General features: G+C 41.6%; 14 protein-coding genes. All 14 read left to right on the plus strand.

Going from position 1 to position 18560, the window contains the following annotated elements:
* The first annotated feature begins 110 nt into the window (after window positions 1-110).
* The 14 genes from V7K69_RS07420 to V7K69_RS07485 all read left to right on the plus strand — a co-directional run bounded on the left by V7K69_RS07420 (window position 111) and on the right by V7K69_RS07485 (window position 18299).
* Window positions 111-821 (plus strand): TVP38/TMEM64 family protein, encoded by a 711-nt coding sequence (locus V7K69_RS07420; RefSeq protein WP_335032817.1) that lies wholly within the window; start codon window positions 111-113, stop codon window positions 819-821.
* A 113-nt stretch (window positions 822-934) separates the two neighbouring features.
* The gene (locus V7K69_RS07425; protein ID WP_335032819.1) at window positions 935-1948 is read left to right on the plus strand and encodes a glycosyltransferase family 2 protein; all 1014 of its coding nucleotides are present in this window, start codon (window positions 935-937) and stop codon (window positions 1946-1948) included.
* Between the two features lie 852 nt (window positions 1949-2800).
* On the plus strand, window positions 2801-4609 hold the full coding sequence (locus V7K69_RS07430) for an iron uptake porin (RefSeq protein WP_335032822.1): 1809 nt from the start codon (window positions 2801-2803) through the stop codon (window positions 4607-4609).
* Window positions 4610-5128: 519 nt separating this feature from the next.
* The gene (locus tag V7K69_RS07435) at window positions 5129-6745 is read left to right on the plus strand and encodes an FAD-binding protein (protein WP_335032824.1); all 1617 of its coding nucleotides are present in this window, start codon (window positions 5129-5131) and stop codon (window positions 6743-6745) included.
* Window positions 6742-7071: a ferredoxin family protein gene (locus V7K69_RS07440; RefSeq protein WP_335032826.1), complete on the plus strand. Its 330-nt coding sequence runs from the start codon at window positions 6742-6744 to the stop codon at window positions 7069-7071. Before V7K69_RS07435 ends, V7K69_RS07440 begins: the two co-directional genes overlap by 4 nt.
* Window positions 7072-7393: 322 nt before the next feature.
* On the plus strand, window positions 7394-8404 hold the full coding sequence (locus V7K69_RS07445) for an ABC transporter substrate-binding protein (RefSeq protein ID WP_335032828.1): 1011 nt from the start codon (window positions 7394-7396) through the stop codon (window positions 8402-8404).
* Between the two features lie 10 nt (window positions 8405-8414).
* The gene (locus V7K69_RS07450) at window positions 8415-8801 is read left to right on the plus strand and encodes a hypothetical protein (protein ID WP_335032830.1); all 387 of its coding nucleotides are present in this window, start codon (window positions 8415-8417) and stop codon (window positions 8799-8801) included.
* Between the two features lie 151 nt (window positions 8802-8952).
* The gene (locus tag V7K69_RS07455) at window positions 8953-10440 is read left to right on the plus strand and encodes an amidohydrolase family protein (protein WP_335032832.1); all 1488 of its coding nucleotides are present in this window, start codon (window positions 8953-8955) and stop codon (window positions 10438-10440) included.
* 79 nt (window positions 10441-10519) lie between these two features.
* Window positions 10520-12001 carry an amidohydrolase family protein gene (locus V7K69_RS07460; protein WP_335032834.1) on the plus strand — a complete coding sequence of 494 codons (1482 nt, stop codon included), beginning with the start codon at window positions 10520-10522 and terminating at the stop codon, window positions 11999-12001.
* 264 nt (window positions 12002-12265) lie between these two features.
* On the plus strand, window positions 12266-13087 hold the full coding sequence (locus V7K69_RS07465; protein WP_335032837.1) for a class I SAM-dependent methyltransferase: 822 nt from the start codon (window positions 12266-12268) through the stop codon (window positions 13085-13087).
* A gap of 268 nt (window positions 13088-13355) precedes the next feature.
* Window positions 13356-14450 carry an aliphatic sulfonate ABC transporter substrate-binding protein gene (locus tag V7K69_RS07470; RefSeq protein WP_335032839.1) on the plus strand — a complete coding sequence of 365 codons (1095 nt, stop codon included), beginning with the start codon at window positions 13356-13358 and terminating at the stop codon, window positions 14448-14450.
* A 37-nt stretch (window positions 14451-14487) separates the two neighbouring features.
* Entirely contained in the window at window positions 14488-15351 is an 864-nt protein-coding gene (locus V7K69_RS07475; protein ID WP_335032841.1) for a TauD/TfdA dioxygenase family protein, read from the plus strand.
* A 567-nt stretch (window positions 15352-15918) separates the two neighbouring features.
* A complete protein-coding gene (locus tag V7K69_RS07480; protein ID WP_335032843.1) occupies window positions 15919-17124 on the plus strand; it encodes an aliphatic sulfonate ABC transporter substrate-binding protein in 1206 nt (401 codons plus the stop codon).
* Window positions 17125-17210: 86 nt separating this feature from the next.
* Window positions 17211-18299, plus strand: a complete 1089-nt coding sequence (locus tag V7K69_RS07485; protein WP_335032845.1) for a sulfonate ABC transporter substrate-binding protein — start codon at window positions 17211-17213, stop codon at window positions 18297-18299.
* The last annotated feature ends 261 nt before the right edge of the window (window positions 18300-18560 follow it).

An 18560-nucleotide genomic window follows, 5' to 3' on the forward strand; every position in this document is an offset into this window, starting at 1 on the left:
TAAGTCATTAATTTACTCTGCTTTCCAAAAACAGAATTTTTAAAAATAATGAAAAACGAAAGGGCAAATGGAGAGAAGTTAGGGTTAAAAAAAATAGGAGTAAAGTTATAGTGTGGAACTTGAAAACAGGTGTTCTGCTACTCACACTGAGTTGTATAATTGCAACTGGTATAGCATTCTACCTAATTGGCGGCATTGACCCAGCACAAATTCAGGCTTTGCTGAAAGCTTCTGGTATCTGGGCACCGATTATTTATGTTGCTTTGTATGTTGTGGCAACTATGTTAGTTCTGCCCTCAACAGTGTTGAATTTGACAGGAGGTGCAATTTTTGGCCCTTGGCTGGGTACGGTTTGGACTAGTATTGGAGCAATTATTGCCGCAATTATTGCTTTCGTTTTTACTCGTACTATTGGACGGCAAACAGTTGCAAAACGACTAGCAGGACGCTGGCAAGCTATGGATGCGGAGGTACGGCGTGGAGGGCTTTTTTATATGTTTGCCATCCGACTAGTACCAATCATGCCTTATGGCTTAGTAAACTTTGTTGCTGGACTGACTTCGATCAGCTTAAAAGATTATGTTATAGGTACAACACTTGGTACTGTTCCTAGTGTTTTGCCCTTTGTATTACTAGGTAGTTCTGGCTTGAAAGCAGTCAATACAGGTGATTTTTTGCCGCTAGTACTCGCTTTAGGCTTAACTGGAATACTGGTAGCAGGGTCTACTTGGTATCGCCATCGTCGGAGTTTTCCAAAAAAAGCTGTAGAAAGTCTTAAAGAATCAAATTCTTCAAATGATACTAACCCTGAGAATAAATAAACTATAGCTATAGCAATCTGACTTGAGTATTGCTAAGTATACTGAGAACAAAACCCTAATGATTACAAGTAATCTGTCAGCTTGGCTGTTTAAAAATTAAACGGAATCTTTAGATGCTACCAAAATATTCATTTATTGTTCCAATTTATAACGAAGAAGAAATTATTTCTGAACTTTACCGCAGACTAAGTGCAGTAATGAATCGGATGGATGGTCTTGTCGAATTAATTTTAATCAATGATGGCAGCCGCGATCGCTCCTTACAATTAATACGAGAACTCCATCAAAAAGACCCACGCATTTGCTACCTGAGTTTTGCTCGTAACTTTGGTCATCAAATTGCTGTTACTGCCGGTCTTAACTTTGTTCGCGGTCAAGTTATTATCATCCTTGATGCTGACTTACAAGATCCGCCAGAACTAATCCCCGACATGGTTGAAAAATGGCGACAGGGCTATCAAGTCGTTTACGCTCAACGCACTCAACGCCTCAAGGAAGGATGGTTTAAGCGTTTTACCGCCTACTCCTTTTATCGCATCCTCAAGAATCTTGCAGATGTAGATATTCCTACTGATACTGGTGATTTTTGTTTAATGGATCGGCAAATCGTAGATATTCTCAATTCTATGCCAGAACGCACCCGCTATATTCGTGGTCTGCGTTCTTGGGTTGGCTTTCAGCAAACAGCAATTCGGTTCGAGCGCGATCCCCGCTTTGCTGGGGAAGTTAAATATACTTTCAGCAAATCTTTGGCCCTTGCTATTAATGGTTTAGTATCCTTTTCAATAGTGCCACTGCGGTTATCAACCTACTTAGGCTTATTAGCGGCAGTGGCGGCCATCTTGATGGCTTTATTAATCTTGTATTGGCGGCTTTTTCTTCCCCATTCGCCTTTAACTGGGTTCACGATTATTTTGATGGCAATTTTCTTTCTCGGCTCTGTGCAGTTAGTTAGTGTTGGTATTTTAGGCGAATATATAGGGCGCATCTATGAAGAAGTTAAAGCTAGACCCCTTTATACTTTGGCAGAGGTAGCTGGTTTTCATCACAAGTCATCCAACTCAACAAGCTATTCTGACAAACTAAATAATTTAGAAGATCCTACTATTCAAAATCTAGATAGGTAGTCAATACTTCTCGGTTCAAGGAAAAAGGGTAAAGGGAAAGAAAAAACCTTTAACCTTTACCCTTTATCCCAAACCTGATTCCGAGTTAAAAATGCTCAACCGAGAAGTATTGGATAGGTAGTAATAATTCGCCTGTGTAGCCCAAATTATCTACAGCTTGGGCAATTTGCTGTTTTTATTCGTTTTTACCGACTGACTATTTGCCACGATGACGCGATCGCAGTTGCTAGAGTTGACTTAGCCAAGAATTTTGATATATTTTCGCCTCTTGGAAATTTAGTAGGTCTTGCATTGTACCAAGGTCTATGCAAAGATAATTCTACCAAAGTACGGTAAGTCTATAGAACTATCGTACTTAAATAAAAATTGATGCTGTCAAAATATAGCTGATTACAAATTAGTGTTTTCAATTAATGTTACTTGGCAAATAATCACTTGCATCCAAATCAAGCTTTCGTCAATGTCAGTAGCCATTGATGAATTTTATACAGCACAAGCCCAGAAAAAGACTTTAGGATGTCTCAGAGGTATCAGTTTATATAGTGTGTGGTTGAGTTTCCCTTAAAAAGAGAAAAGTATTTGCTAAGGCAGTGATTGTCTGATCCAAGACGTTTTTAGGATTCTTTAAAACGTCAAGCTTACTAGTTTAGTGTAAATCTTGAATTTTACATCTAACTGTTTAGTAGTGATTTCGATATTTGTCAGAGATTTATACTTTTCTCGTTAGTAAAATCTTTGCTTAATCTATGTTCTAATGATTTGCTGCAAACATTAGAGCAAGGATTTATCCTGGCTTATCGGTCTAATCGAGAGCTAGTTTATTCATCTTTAAGGTTGAGGAGTTAAGGAGTCATGTCAAATTTTCGCTGGAATTTTAGATCCATAGTATTTCTGCTTTTGTTGCTAGATATTCTAGCTATCCTGGTTTTTTATCCAGCCAAAAGCCAGGCTGAACTGCCGAAACCTGATGTATCTACTACTGAAGTAGAAGAGAGCAAAGCTCCAGAAGCAGTTGTCAATCAAACAGTAGACACTTCAATTCCACCGCTAACTAGTAAAAAGGCTACCAGCCCAGAACGAGTCACACCTGTCTCGCAATTGTTGCAAGCTGTACCGCCAACTAACAAAAAAGCTCCAAATAATGCAGCAGGACAAGTAACATCCGTCTCGCAATTGTCAGATGTTTTGCCGACAGATTGGGCATTTCAAGCATTACAGTCTTTGGTGGAGCGCTACGGTGTAATTGCTGGATATACAGATGACACATTTAAAGGGAATCGTGCCCTAACGCGATATGAATTTGCTGCTGGGTTGAATGCTGCTTTAGAGCGCCTCAATGAATTAATAGCGACTTCAACGGCAGATTTGGTCAAACGAGAAGACTTGGATGCCATCAAAAAACTACAAGAACAATTTTCTCCAGAACTTGCTCAATTTCGGGGACGCTTAGATAACTTGGAAACGCGGACTGCGAAATTAGAGGCAAATCAGTTTACAACTACAACTAAACTTATAGGTCGAGCGCAGATTGTTCTTGGCTCGGTTTTGGCTGGCAATAATGTCGTTACCAAAAGACCTGCACCTCGCAATACCACACTTCAAGGTTCAACGACTTTACGGTTAAACACTAGTTTTAACGGTCAAGATTCACTAAGCTTATCGCTCTCAGGTGGAAATATTGAATCATTGGGACAAACAAGAGCTGGATTATTAGGAACTTTTGAGGGGAGAACTGCTGATAACTCCAGTATTACCTTTGCACGTAATACTATTCTCCTCGGTGGCGTGCGGTATCGCTTTTTACCTAATCCAGACACTCAAGTTAACATTTATGCTCTGTCTGATGGAGCTAGTGAGATAGGTCTTTCTGGCCCTATCAATCCATATTTTGAATCGTCTTCTGCAACCGGCGCTAATGGGATTTCACGATTTTCACGGCGGTCTTTAGTCTATAACTATGGAGATAGCGGGCCCGGCATTGCCATACTCCAAAAATTAGGCAAACAGGTTCAAGTGGGGATAGCGTATAGCGCACCAAACGGTGGTAATCCCACAGCTAATAATGGCTTATTTACAGGCAGGTATTTAGCTCTGGCACAGATAATCTACTACTCCTCTAATCGGAATTTTCGGGTGGCGGCAACTTACGTCAATACTTATAGTCCAGCGAATACCCAAGGTCTAAGCGGAACAAACTTCGGTCCAGCAGTCGGTAGTAACCTGGTAAACAGCACCGTAGCTGGAGCGGGAACTGTAGCTAATCTTTATGGACTACAGGCGTTCTATCAAGTTAATTCCAAGTTGGCAATTAATGGGTGGATAAGTTATGGAGCGCACCGCTATTTGGGGCGCGGTGATGGTAGTGCAATGGATTGGGCCGTAGGACTGGCATTCCCGGATCTTTTTAGTGAGGGTGCTTTAGGGGGGATTTTAGTTGGTATGGAGCCGAAACTTACCAGGCTCAGTCAGGGTGTAAATTTGGGAGCAGGTGCTGGACAAGCAGACAAAGATACCTCCCTGCACGTTGAGGCATTTTACCAATATAAAATCGGAGATAATATTGAGGTGACACCGGGTTTAATCTGGATTACTGCACCGGACTCTGATGCCAACAATCCTGATAGTTTATTTGCTTGGGTTCGTACTGTCTTTAGGTTTTAATCGGGAAAACTCAAAGATATGGGTTTTCTAGTAATGCTTTGACCGAAGGGGCAGGGAGTAGGGGGAAGGAAAGAGAACCTTTTAGTAATTTTTACTACCGAAATACCTACGAATACACTTGTTTCTTTGTCTCCCCCTGTCTCCCCTGCCCCTTGCCCATTTTCTTTCTCGGATCTGTGCAGTTAGTTCCTCCGTTGTAGAGAATTCATTATTAATTCTATTAGCGGTAACGGGACGTTTAGCCCGTCCTGACACCTAAATTCTGTTTTGATAAATTTACATTTGAATTTGTTAAAATGCTTGCTTTTTATCTCAAACTGTGAAAAGCTTTGTTATATCAATAAACTACGGTTTATCGATCAAGATAAAGGATTTATTGTTAGTCTGGCTAAATAAGCCATAAATAGAGGCTACTGAGAAGTCCTCAAGTAAATGGGCAAACAGATTTCTGAATATTTTGCAGCATCGATGGGGTGAAGACTTGATGCTTAAGACTTTATCGATGGGGGGAAATGGTAAATGCTGAAGACGTTAACAACCGATTTTGAACTCGACTTAGAAGCAGATGTGCTTGTGATTGGAGGTGGCCCGGCTGGAACTTGGGCGGCTTGGAGTGCTGCATCAAGTGGAGCAAAAGTTGTCCTGGTAGACAAAGGATATTGTGGTACGACTGGATGCGCTGCTGCGTCTGGAAATGGTGTGTGGTATGTGCCGCCTGACCCAGAAGCACGAGAAACTGCAAAGGCGAGTCGAGAATCGTTGGGTGGGTTTTTGTCCGATCGCAACTGGATGGATCGGGTACTAGATCAGACTTATGCAAACGTCAATCAGTTAGCAGAGTGGGGTTATCCCTTCCCTACCGACGATGAAGGCAAACCCTATCGGCGATCGCTGCAAGGGCCTGAGTATATGCGGCTGATGCGGCGGCAAATTCAACGGGCTGGAGTCAAGATTTTAGACAACAGCCCCGCCTTAGAACTACTGGTATATAACGATGGTGCTGTTGCTGGTGCAACAGGTGTGAACCGTCAGACTGGTGAGAAATGGATAGTGCGATCGCAGTCCACAATTATTGCAACTGGTGGCTGTGCATTTCTCAGCAAAGCGTTAGGATGCAACGTCCTGACAGGGGATGGTTATTTAATGGCTGCTGAAGCAGGTGCTGAGATGTCAGGTATGGAGTTTTCTAATGCTTACGGCATCTCTCCCGCCTTTTCTTCAGTTACCAAAACCCTGTTTTATAATTGGGCAACTTTCACCTACGAAGATGGTAGTGTGATTCCGGGTGCGAGTTCTCATAGACGGTCAATAATTGCCCAGACCTTACTGCAACAGCCAGTTTACGCCATCATAGACAAAGCGGCGGAATCGATGCGGCCATCTATGCGTTTAGCACAGCCCAACTTCTTTTTACCCTTTGATCGTGCAGGCATTGATCCATTTACTCAACGTTTCCCGGTGACTCTGCGCCTAGAAGGAACTGTGCGCGGTACGGGGGGGATTCGGATTGTCGATGAGACTTGTGCCAGTTCTGTACGGGGACTATACGCGGCTGGAGATGCGGCTACACGGGAACTGATTTGTGGCGGATTTACTGGCGGTGGTAGTCATAATGCGGCTTGGGCAATATCTTCTGGCTATTGGTCGGGGAAATCGGCTGCTGAATATAGCCGCAGTTTGGGGGAACATAAAACTCAACGCCATGTTAAGGGTGTTGGAGAGGTAGGATTACAAAGTGGGAGCGATTGCTCCTTAGCAACTGATGAAATTATTCAAGCAGTCCAAGCTGAAGTATTCCCTTACGAAAAGAACTATTTCCGTACAGAACAAGGCTTAACCGAGTCTTTGAGTAAGCTAAATCATCTTTGGCAAGAAATCCGCAGTAGCCAAGTAACATCAGATAAAGAGCTAATCCGGGCGCGAGAAGCTACGGCAATGGTAGCCACAGCGCGATGGATGTACAGCAGTGCCATTGAACGTAAAGAAACTCGTGGTATGCACAAACATCAAGACTATCCAGAACTTGATGCTAACCAGCAACATCATCTAATTAGTGGCGGATTAGATCAGGTTTGGGTGAAGAGTCAGCCGCTAAGTACAGAAAAGCCTTTATCTAAAATAGGAGCAGCAGTGTGATTGAGTTGGTTAGCGAGTCGCGGTGCATAAAATGTAATATCTGCGTGAATATTTGTCCAACCAACGTGTTTGACCGTGTACCTGATGCGCCGCCAACCATTGCTCGACAGAGTGACTGTCAAACCTGTTATATGTGCGAATTGTATTGTCCAGTTGATGCCCTTTATGTTGCACCAGAAAGCGATGTGACAACTTCAGTCAACGAGGCAGAATTAGCAGAAATTGGACTACTGGGTAGTTATCGGGAAAACATCGGTTGGGGACACAAACGCACTTCAACAGCAAAAGCAGATCAAACATTCCAAATTTTGAAGCAGATGAAATAGTGCGGCGGAGAAAAAAGTCATGCTGGCATTAAAAAAGGCAGGAAGCAAGAAGCAGGAAGCAGAACGTAGCCCTATAAGAATTAGGTATTTTGAGTCTATTGACTGTTTTCAAACTCGAAGATCCCCCCTAACCCCCCTTAAAAAGGGGGGAAAAGAAATTCTTAAAGCCCTTCTTTTTAAGGGGGGAAGAGAAATTCTTAAAGCCCTTCTTTTTAAGGGGGGAAAAGAAATTTCTAAAGCCCCCCTTTTTAAGGGGGGTTGGGGGGATCTTCAAAGACTAAGTTGCTTAACGAGAGGTTTGAAAACACGCCCTAGATACCTTATGTCTGGTACGAGATTATCAACCTCAGTGGCTTGTGTCCTACTGCTAGTAACTACAGGATGTAGCCAAGGCGAAAATAAATCTGCTCAATCTATTGAGGCTGTTAATGTTAATAACACTGTTGCTGCATCCAATAATATTTCTACGCTGCGTATAGGTTATGTAGGTAGTTCAGAACCTACAGGATCACTTGGTTGGGCCAAGAAAAAGGGAATATTAGAACGTGAGTTGCAAAAAGCGGGATTTAAAAACATTACTTTTGCAAGATTTCCTAACGGGCCGGATCTAAATGAGGCGCTTGTCGCCGGACAATTAGATGTTGGTTCTTTAGGCGATACACCAGCCATAGTTTTGAAAGCTAGGGGTCAGGAAACGCGACTGTTGCGGATCAGCCAATTTAATACAACTGCTTGGTTAGTAGCGAAAAAGAATGGCCCGCGATCGCTTGCTGAACTTAAGGGTGAAAAAATAGCCACCCAAAAAGGCTCTTATATGCACCGATACCTGCTGGGTCTATTAGCTGAAGCTAAAATTGCCAAGGATGTAAAAGTTGTTCACTTAATGACTACTGAGGCAAAAGCGGCTTTAGAACGTGGTGATATAGCAGCTTATGCAACTTCAAGTGATCTAGGGCCTTTTCTGAAATCACAAGGGTTCCCAGTGATTGATTCTTCGGCGAATCATAAGGGTCTTTCAGGGACATCATTAGTTGTAGCAACTGAAAGTTTTCTGGCAAAACAGCCTGATTTCCCACAGAAATTTAATGCAATTCTCACAGAAGCAGCGAAGGATTTAAAAGCCAATTCTGAAGAATATTATCGGTACCATGCCCAAGCTACTAAATATCCCATCGATATTATAAAAGTATCGTTCCCACTCAAACAGGTATCAGAAGAACCATTACCAGCCGACGGAGTGAAACTTTTAGAGGGAACAAAGAAATTTTTAGTCTCGCAGGGTTTAGCAAAGTCGGACTTTAAATTAACAGACTGGGTTGCTGAAGAAAAATAGGAAATGGGGAGTGGGGAGTGGGGGAGATGAGGGAGATGAGGAAGTAAAAATCAGTAACTTTTTTGAGCAAGAAAAACAAATTTCTGTAATTAAGTTTTTCAAAAGAGCAACTTTCAGGCTCAAAGATGCAACTTCCAGGTTCAAAGATGCAACTCCCAAGCTCAAAGATGCAACTCCCAAGCTCAAAGGTGCAACTTCCAGGTTCAAAGGTGCAACTCCCAAGCTCAAAGGTGCAACTCTCAAGCTCAAAGGTGCAACTCTCAAGCTCAAAGGTGCAACTTCCAAGCTCAAAGGTGTAACTCCCAAGCTCAAAGGTGCAACTTTCAAGTTCAAAGGCTCAACTCCCAAGCTCAAAGGCTCAACTTTCAGGCTTATAAACTTAGGACTCACACAATAACTCTCTAAAACTCTCATTCCTTTGTGTCCTTTGCGCCTTCTCTAACGAGACGCTGCGCGAACGCGGTTCGTTTTTCCATTATTTTGCGTAAGTCCTGTAAACTTTCTGCTTCCCTCTTGACCAATACATTTGAAAATCCAGGTAAAATGCTATGACTATTGCACTAGACCGTCCACATAAAACCAAGTCTGCTCAAATCCGGGAAAAACTTGGTTATCCGATCATTGATACTGATGTACATACTCAAGAATTTCCCCCAGCATTCTTAGACTATTTAGAGCAAGTTGCTGGAACTACGATCGCAGAGCGTTTTCAAGAACACTTACCCGGTGCATCTCGCTCTAAATGGTTTAAACAATCTTGGGATGAACGTCGTACTTACCGCACCGCCCGCCCTCCCTTCTGGACTCGTCCTACTAACGACGCTTTAAATTTAGCTACCGTTAGTTTGCCAAAGTTGTTACACGAACGCTTGCAAGAAGCAGGGACAGACTTTGCCGTTGTGTACCCCAACTTGGCAACGATGGCTCCACACATTGGTCATGAAGAAATGCGACGGGCTGTTTGTCGTGCGGCTAATACTTACCACGCTGATATTTTCCGTTCTTATAGCGATCGCTTAACACCCATTGCTGCTATTCCTATGAATACGCCAGAAGAGGCGATCGCAGAATTGGAATATGCGGTAAATATTCTGGGACTCAAAGCAATTCAAATCCCCGGACATATCCGCCGCCCCATTCCCGCCTTCGAGAAATATGGCGAAGAAGTAGCCAACGAAGCCATTTGGATTGATACCTTTGGCTTGGATAGTAAATATGATTACGATCCCTTCTGGGCGAAGTGCGTAGAACTGAAAGTTGTACCCACCACCCACTCTTCCGGTATGGGCTGGATCAATCGGCGTTCCATTAGCAATTACCAATACAACCATATTGGTCACTTTGCATCGGCAGCCGAAGCACTATGTAAATCTTTATTCTTTGGTGGCGTAACTCACCGCTTCCCCACACTCAAGTTTGCTTTCTTAGAAGGAGGTGCAGCTTGGGGTGCTAGTTTGTACACCGATTTGATTTGGCATTGGGATACTCGCAATAAAGAGCATTTGGTAGAAAATAACAATCCCGCCAATGTTAATTATGAAGAACTGCTTGAATACTACACCCGCTATGGTGGTGAATTAGTACATGGTCGTTTGGATCAACTAGGCAGTGGTTTAGGTTTCCACGCTGACTTAGTATCTCCCCTAGAACCAGGTGATTTGGATGAATTCGCCGTTGCAGGAGTTACCAAGCCAGAGGATATCCGCGATCGCTTTTTGAATCATTTCTACTTCGGCACAGAATCCGATGATACCCGTGTAGCTCAAGCTTTTAACCGGAAAGCTAATCCTTATGGCGATCGCGTTAAAGCCTTTTTGGGTTCCGATTCTGGTCATTGGGATGTACCTGATATTACTGCGATCGCAGCCAATACCTATTCAATGGTAGAACGCAAGATTATCAGCGAAGAAGATTTGCAATATTTCCTGTCAATTCATCCCTTGGAGTTGTACACCAGCCTGAATCGTGACTTCTTCAAAGGTACGGCTGTGGAGAAAACCGCAGATGAATTTTTGGCTGCGAAAGAGACGCGATAAATCGCCGTCTCTACAAAGGATTGATCCTGCGTCTTTGCCAATGCCCATAAACAATTTGAATGAATTAGGGTAAACTATCATGACGATCGCTCTAGACCGCCCACAAAAAACCAGGTCTGCTCAGATTCGGGAAAAACTTGGTTATCCGATCATTGACACCGATGTACATACCCAAGAATTTGAACCAGCAGTCTTGGATTATTTAGAACAAGTTGGTGGAACTGAACTTGTCGAACGTTTCAAAGAGAATTTACCAGGATCTTCCCGTTTTAAGTGGTACAAACAAAGTTGGGAAGAACGTTTTGCTTATCGTACCAATCGCCCTAACTGGTGGGGTCGTCCCACAAAAAATACTTTGAATTTGGCTACTATTAGCTTGCCCAAGTTGCTGCACGAACGCTTGGAAGAAGCAGGTACAGACTTTGCCGTTGTCTACCCTAACTTGGCAACAATGGCCCCAAATATCGGCAACGAAGAAATGCGGCGGGCTGTTTGTCGGGCAGTTAACACCTACCATGCTGATATTTTCCGTCCTTATAGCGATCGCTTAACACCCATCGCCGCTATTCCCCTGCACACTCCCGAAGAAGGGATTGCAGAGTTGGAATATGCGGTGAATATTCTCGGACTCAAAGCAATTCAAATCCCCGGTTACGTCCGTCGTCCAATTCCTGCCTTTGAGAAGTATGGCAAAGAAGTGGCTAACGAAGTAGTTTGGATTGATAACTTTGGCTTAGATAGTCAGTATGATTATGATCCATTCTGGGCTAAGTGCGTAGAACTAAAAGTTGTACCTACAACTCACGCTTCTAGCCAAGGTTGGACAACACAGCGTTCTGTCACCAACGCCCAGTACAATCACATTAATCACTTTGCCTTTGCAGCCGAAGCATTATGCAAATCGCTGTTTTTTGGTGGAGTTACCCGCCGCTTCCCGCAATTGAAGTTTGCCTTTTTAGAAGGTGGTTCAGCTTGGGGTGCTAGTCTATACGCTGATATTATTTGGCATTGGGAAACCCGCAACAAACAACATTTGTTGTCAAATAACAATCCTGCGATTATCGACAAGGAAGCATTAGTAGAGTTGTACACCCGCTACGGTGGCGAACTTGTAGATGGACGCTTAGATAAAATTGGTGATGGTTTAGGATTCCACCATCAACTATTAGCGCCAGAAGATCCGGGCGAACTCGACGAATTTGAACTAGCAGGAATAGAGAAACCAGAAGATGTGCGCGATCGCTTCTTGAATCATTTCTACTTCGGTACAGAATCAGACGATATCCGTGTCAGCCAAGCTTTTAATCGTGCAGCTAATCCTTTTGGCGATCGCGTTAAAGCCTTCTTAGGTTCAGACTCCGGTCACTGGGATGTGCCAGATATCACCGCCGTTACTGCCAACGCTTACTCAATGGCAGAACGCGAAATCATTACCGAAGAAGACCTCCGCTATTTCCTCTCCATCCATCCCTTAGAGTTGTACACCAGTCTCAATCAAGACTTCTTCAAGGGCACAGGTGTTGAGAAAGCCGCAAACGAATATCTAGCGGCTAAGGAATAACTGTCATTAGTCATTAGTCATTGGTCATTTGCAAAGGACTAATGACAAAGGACAATTACAACGTTCCATGTTCCATTTCCTCTGTTCACTTGTAGCGTGGGCCTTGCCCACTCTACATTTCTCTGAAAGAACGAACCGCAGAGGCGCAGAGGACACAGAGAAATACCGACACAAAGATCCTCTTTATTTCTCCTCCCTCTGCGTTCTCTGCGTCTCTGTGGTTCGTTTATTTTTGGAAATCCTTTACTAAAATCCAAAATTGATATGACTCAACTAAAAACACTTCCTACCTACGATCCAAGTTTATTTGAGGGAGCCGCAGAAGGCTACGCTCAATATAGAACTAAATACCCACCGATTGTATTTGATAAACTAGCCGAAATATTTAATCTCAATGGTCAAGGACGACTCCTTGATTTAGGTACTGGCCCAGGATTAATTTCAATTGGTTTGCGAACCCAATTTGAAGAAGTTGTGGCGATCGACCCCGATCCAGAAATGATTGCAGAAGCTAAACGCCAAGCAGCAGCAGTTGGAGCAAATAATATTACTTGGTTAGAACAAGGAGCAGAGTTAATCGACTCTAGTTTAGGGAAATTTAAGTTAACTACTATTGGTAGAGCCTTCCACTGGATGGAACGCGAACTAGTGCTTGAACGCATTTATGAATTGCTAACTGATGATGGTGGATTAGCACTGCTTCAAACTGGTGATAATCCTTGGGAAAGTAATCTACCTTGGAAACAAGCTGCTGTTGGAGTAGTGAAAAAATGGTTAGGTGAAGAACGGCGGACTGGACAACGAGGACAAGGGACTCGTAAGCCAGTCGATCCTCCCCATGAAGTCGTAATTGGCAATTCAGCTTTTGCTCGTCAAGAAAACTATGAAGTGCCATTTGAAAAATCTTGGACTATCGATAGCTATCTCGGCTATTTATACACTACAGCCTTCTCTTTGAAAATTTTCTATGGTGATAATGCCCCAGCATTTGAAAAGGATCTCAGAGAAGCGCTGCTAGCAGTTGAGCCATCTGGACATTTCACAGAAGAACTCAAGGCTACAATCCTAGTCGCTTGGAAGCACTAGCAAAAAATACAGAGTTTCACTCAAAAATTTTAATCTTCCACTAGCACGACACTGGAGTGAGCCTTTCTCACTCCACTTCCTAAATTTTTGCCTCCTAACTATTAAAGTTTCAGTTCCTCGAGTCGTTGCGGGGTGGGTAATACCCACTCTCTTCCCTAATTTCATCAGTAAAGTTCTTGAAGTTATAAAAACATTTACTGATTGGAGTTTTCAAAAAAACAATTAATCATCATTTTCTAACCACCTAGAGGAGATCATAAAACAACCCATGCCAGCTTTAAAAGGAAAGTTTGAATTCAGAAAAAGCCCGAGAACAACACGTCGTTCTTTGCTATTTGCTTTGGGCTACTGCTTAATGCTATCGACTACCCTATCAAGTTGTAGTGAAGCCAAAAATAACACTCAACAGTCAACAGGTTCCCCTGAGTCGGTGGCCGTATCTAGCACTACAGAGAAACAAGTAGTACGGATTGTACGTTCCAAACAACTTTCCGCTTTAGCAGTTTTAGAAAAGCAGGGTTCTTTAGAAAAGCGATTAGAGCCTTTGGGTTTTAAAGTGCAGTGGGCTGAGTTTGCGGCTGGGCCACAACAGCTAGAAGCCTTGAATGCAAATGGATTGGATATTGCATCTACAGCCGAATCGCCTCCTGTATTTTCACAAGCAGCAGGAGCGCCTCTTGTTTATCTAGCTACTACACGTCCTAGTGGTAAAGCTATTTCACTTTTAGTTCCTGCAAACTCTTCAATTAAAAGCGTTACTGATTTGAAGGGTAAAAAAGTAGCTTTTCAGAAAGCCTCTATCGGCCACTATCTATTAGTTAAAGCATTAGAAGACGCGGGGTTGAAACTGAGTGATGTCCAATCAGTTTTCTTAGCACCAGCAGATGCAAATGCGGCATTCAGCCAAAATAAGGTGGATGCTTGGTATATTTGGGAGCCATTCGGTACTAGAAATGTACAAAATAAAATAGCTCGTGTTTTAGCAGATGGTGGTAAGTTGCGGGATACTGGGAATTTTTACTCAACTTCGCGCCAATTTTATCAGGCTCATCCTGATGTAATCAAAGTATTTTTAGAGGAGTTAGAAAAGTCAGAAATCTGGACTAAGGATCATCCCAAAGAAGTTGCACAACTGCTTGCTCCTGTAACTCAGCTAGATCCACCGACTCTAGAAATAATGCACAATAAATATGATTATGGGCTGCTACCAATTACTGAGAAAACTATTACCAAGCAACAAGAAGTTGCAGATAAGTGGTACAGCCTCGGACTTATCCCGAAAAAAGTGAATGTTAGAGATGGCTTTTTAAGCCCTGAAGAATACGCCAAAATTACTCCTTCAGATGTATTAGCGAATAAGTAGTTATCCCCAAGAAAAAATTAAAGCACAGGAGAATATTATGCCTACCTCGACTTTGACCAAGGTTAAAATAAGTCCTATCGATGCTCCTTTGGGAGCGATAGTCACCGATATTGATGCCAGTCAAGCGATCGCACCTGAAGTTATATTACAACTGAAGGAAGCTCTGCGCGATCGCCATATCTTGATCTTCAAAGACCAAAAGCTCTCTGATGAACAGCTTTTGAACTTTGCTTTATACTTTGGCGCACTCTTTGTACCATCTGATGAAACTCCAGTCTTGGCTTCTAAACCGGGAGAAACCCCAGTGGTGATTCCGATTTCTAATGTCGATGGCGGCTATACCGGTACTAAAGAACTCACTTTCCATTCTGACCACAAATGGACTCCCACTCCATCTAGTGGTTCGCTGCTTTATGCTTTGGAAATACCAACTCATGGTGGAAATACTTATTGGTTAAATACAAATTTGGCCTATGAGGCGTTAGATGAAACCACCAAAGAACGGATTGCAGATTTGCAGTTGATTACCTACAACCCATTTTTGCGAGATCGGAATGCACCCCGCTCTTTATATCGTTTAGATAAAAATATTCCTTTAATAAGCCCTGTTTTTCCCCACCCTTTAGTTAGGACACATCCAGAGAGTGGTAAAAAGCATCTTTACTTAGATGCAGCGACAGAAGTTGAAATTGTCGGGTTAGAGCCAGAAGAAGGTTCTAAATTGATTGAACAGTTGCGCCAGCATCTAAATCAACCCAAATTCTACTACCAGCACAAATGGTCTGTAGGTGATATTGTCTACTGGGATAATCAAGCTACCTTGCATTACCGTCAAGCATTTGATCCAAATGAGCGACGGGTTTTGAAGCGAGTTAGTCTTGCAGGTAGCCGTCCTTTTTAGATTTTATTATCTAGACAGATATAACGCCTTGAAAAGCTGAAATCTACTTTTAAAAATGGGGTGGTAGTTATCCACCCTCGTTCCCAAATAAGACAATAATAAATACTTAGTCTATCACAATAAATCTATACATTAATCTGACTTTATCCTGAGAATTAATAGTCTTAAAAAAAATTATAGATAAACCTTTTTGAGTTGTATAGATTTTTGATAAATCAAATATAAATTATATTTAACCTAAGTTATCAAAACATATATTGCTCAAAGAAAATTCACAAAGAAAATTTACAAAAAACCTTCTTATCTCTGCTAAGTAGTGTTTATTAACACTTTATTCAAAGACCAAATCCGATAAAATATAAACCAATACAGTTCAGTCAAGTAATTTTTTTCTCTTTCTTCTCTCTGTGTACTCTGCGCCTCTGCGGTTAATTAAAAAAATGACTTTGACAAAGAGCGTTAACCATAACTGAAGCGTATTGAGATATCAACTGTATTTAATAACCAATTTGGTTAAACGCAATATTACAGTAAAAAGTTTTCTATTGAAGGAGACAATAGATTTTTATGGCATTTTCTAAATATTTGCAGCAATTCCATATATCTATTAATAAGCCGACAAAAGCGAAAATTGAGAATTTAAAGCCTTTCGTTCCGACAGTAAATCTGATATCTAATAAAAGCCTAACTATCAAAACAAAAGCTAAATATAAAATTAAACATAACTATCTATCTTTACTTGTAGCTGCTTTCTCCCTAACAATCCCAATCAGCATAGTTGGTTGCAGCCAACAAAATAAAACAACTCAGAACCAAGCATCTGCAATTAGTACAGATGCTCAAAATCAATCAGTTTCTAATACTCCCCAAAAGCAAGAAGTGCGAATTGTTTCTTCTAAGCTTGGTTCACTTGCAGTTATGAGAAAACAGGGAACTCTAGAAAAAAGTTTGGCAGCGAAGAATTTTACTGTCAAGTGGTTAGAGTTTGCTGCTGGGCCACAAGCTTTAGAAGCATTAAATGCAGGTTCTCTTGATATTGCAGCCACAGCAGAATCACCGCCCATATTTGCCCAAGCCGCAGGTACACCACTTGTCTATGTAGTAACTACAGCATTTAATGGTAAAGGTGTTTCTTTTTTAGTGCCAAAAAACTCTCCAATTAAAAGTGCTGCTGACTTTAAAGGCAAAAAAGTTTCTTTTCAAAAAGCTTCTATTGCTCACTATGTTTTGCTGAAAGCATTACAAAAAGATCAGCTAAAGCTTACTGATGTTCAATCTATTTTCTTACCACCTCCAGATGCAAATGTTGCTTTTAGCCAGGGTGGACTTGATGTTTGGGTAACTTGGGAACCATATATTACAAGAGCCGTACAAAAAAATATTGGTCGTGTATTAATAGATGGGCAAGGACTCCAAGATTTAGGGGGATTTTATTCTACCTCGCGTAAATTTGCGAAAGAGCATCCTGAAGTTCTCAAAATTTTTCTGGAGGAGCTGACAAAAGCAGATGAGTGGTCTAAAAAGAATCCCGATAAATTAGCAGAACTCGTTTCCCCTGATGTTGGTATTGATATTCCTACCTTGAAGAAGATTCAAGCTAAATCAGTTTATGGGTTGCTACCAATTACTGAAGAGGTTATCAATAAGCAACAACAAATTGCCGATTTGTGGTATAGCCAAGGACTCTTACCAAAGAAGGTTAATGTTAGAGATGGTGTATTAACCCCAGAAGAATATGCGGCTTTTATACCAGAATCAATTAAATCTAAATAGGAAATTATTAACTTTAGAAAGCTTAAATCATTTAAAAGTTTTTCTTTTCCTGATAGGAAAGATTATTTTATCCTGGAGTCGTAAAAATGTTGAACAATATGGTAATAAAAACTTCACCAATTATCAGAAAATTTGCATTGTTGGTAATGCCTGGCTTTTTGGCTTTATCTACCACATTAATTAGTTGTACATCGCCCAGTGAAAATACAAATAGTGCAACTGAACCAAAAGCAGATCCAGCAGCAACAAAAACCATTGCTTTGAAAACAAAAGTTCTACGAATGGGTTATCAAAGCTCTGGTGACTTAGTTAGAGTGAGAGGAGTTTTAGAAAAGCGTTTAGAACCCTTGGGTGTTAAAGTGGAGTGGGCACAATTTGCCCAAGGGCCGCAACTCATGGAAGCGATGAATGTCGGCAAAATTGATGTCGGTTCAGTTGGAGAAACTCCTCCTATTTTTGCCCAAGCTGCTGGTGCAAGAATTGTCTATCTTGCTGGTAGACGAATTACTGCTACTTCCGGGAAAGGAAGTGCAATTGTAGTTCCTAAAGGTTCTCCAATTAAGACTTTGGCGCAAATTAAAGGACAAAAAGTAGTCTTTCAAAAAGGTTCTGCATCTCACTATTTTATCATTCAAGCCTTAAAAGAAGTAGGCTTAAAATATAGTGATATTCAAGTATTAAGTATGCCCAATGTCGAAGCCCGTGGTGCATTTATTCAGGGCACTATTCCAGTTTGGGTAACAGGTGATCCTCATTTAGCTTTGGTAGAAAAACTCCACGGTGCGCGGGTACTGCGTGATGCGACAAATATCGGTACTCCAGGCGGATACTATGTAGGAACACGGGAGTTTGCTAAGGAAAATCCCGAATTACTTCGGATTATCTTGGAAGAGATTGATAAAAATGGTCAATGGGCAGAAGCAAATCGTCAAGAAGTAGCCAAACTCATAGCACCTGTACTTAAAATTGATTTACCCATTCAAGAAATAATTTCTGGACGTGCTAATTATCGATTAAAAGGAATTACTCCAGAATTGATGAAAGCTCAACAAAATGTTGCCGATTTATTTTATAACGAAAAAATCTTACCTAAAAAGATTGATGTTCAAGAAGCACTGCTGACATCCCAAGAATATACAGCTATTACTCCACCAACATTGATCAGTGAAAAATAGAAACTAATCAGATATGATACCTAGAACACCAATGCAATAATTTTGGAAGGACTTCTCTTCCAAGCATTTTATTTCGGTGTACACACATCTCTGTGTACACCAGAGTATTTTAGGGAGCATCACACACCTGAAGTATAAAGCGACATCACATAGAGCCGGGTTTATTCAGCTATAGCGATCGCTTCTACTAATTTACCTTGCTCTAATGATTTGGCAAGATGCCTGTGAAATCAGGCTGAAAGTACTTGCTTGGCATTAATT

This window comes from Nostoc sp. (assembly GCF_036917775.1).
Taxonomy (GTDB): Bacteria; Cyanobacteriota; Cyanobacteriia; order Cyanobacteriales; family Nostocaceae; genus Nostoc.

What these genes read in the sequence shown, in the direction of transcription:
- V7K69_RS07425 (WP_335032819.1), top strand. Translation starts at nt 935, where the DNA reads ATGCTACCAAAATATTCATTTATTGTTCCAATTTATAACGAAGAAGAA.
- V7K69_RS07430 (WP_335032822.1), top strand. Translation starts at nt 2,801, where the DNA reads ATGTCAAATTTTCGCTGGAATTTTAGATCCATAGTATTTCTGCTTTTG.
- V7K69_RS07435 (WP_335032824.1), top strand. Translation starts at nt 5,129, where the DNA reads ATGCTGAAGACGTTAACAACCGATTTTGAACTCGACTTAGAAGCAGAT.
- V7K69_RS07445 (WP_335032828.1), top strand. Translation starts at nt 7,394, where the DNA reads ATGTCTGGTACGAGATTATCAACCTCAGTGGCTTGTGTCCTACTGCTA.
- V7K69_RS07455 (WP_335032832.1), top strand. Translation starts at nt 8,953, where the DNA reads ATGACTATTGCACTAGACCGTCCACATAAAACCAAGTCTGCTCAAATC.
- V7K69_RS07460 (WP_335032834.1), top strand. Translation starts at nt 10,520, where the DNA reads ATGACGATCGCTCTAGACCGCCCACAAAAAACCAGGTCTGCTCAGATT.
- V7K69_RS07465 (WP_335032837.1), top strand. Translation starts at nt 12,266, where the DNA reads ATGACTCAACTAAAAACACTTCCTACCTACGATCCAAGTTTATTTGAG.
- V7K69_RS07470 (WP_335032839.1), top strand. Translation starts at nt 13,356, where the DNA reads ATGCCAGCTTTAAAAGGAAAGTTTGAATTCAGAAAAAGCCCGAGAACA.
- V7K69_RS07475 (WP_335032841.1), top strand. Translation starts at nt 14,488, where the DNA reads ATGCCTACCTCGACTTTGACCAAGGTTAAAATAAGTCCTATCGATGCT.
- V7K69_RS07480 (WP_335032843.1), top strand. Translation starts at nt 15,919, where the DNA reads ATGGCATTTTCTAAATATTTGCAGCAATTCCATATATCTATTAATAAG.
- V7K69_RS07485 (WP_335032845.1), top strand. Translation starts at nt 17,211, where the DNA reads ATGTTGAACAATATGGTAATAAAAACTTCACCAATTATCAGAAAATTT.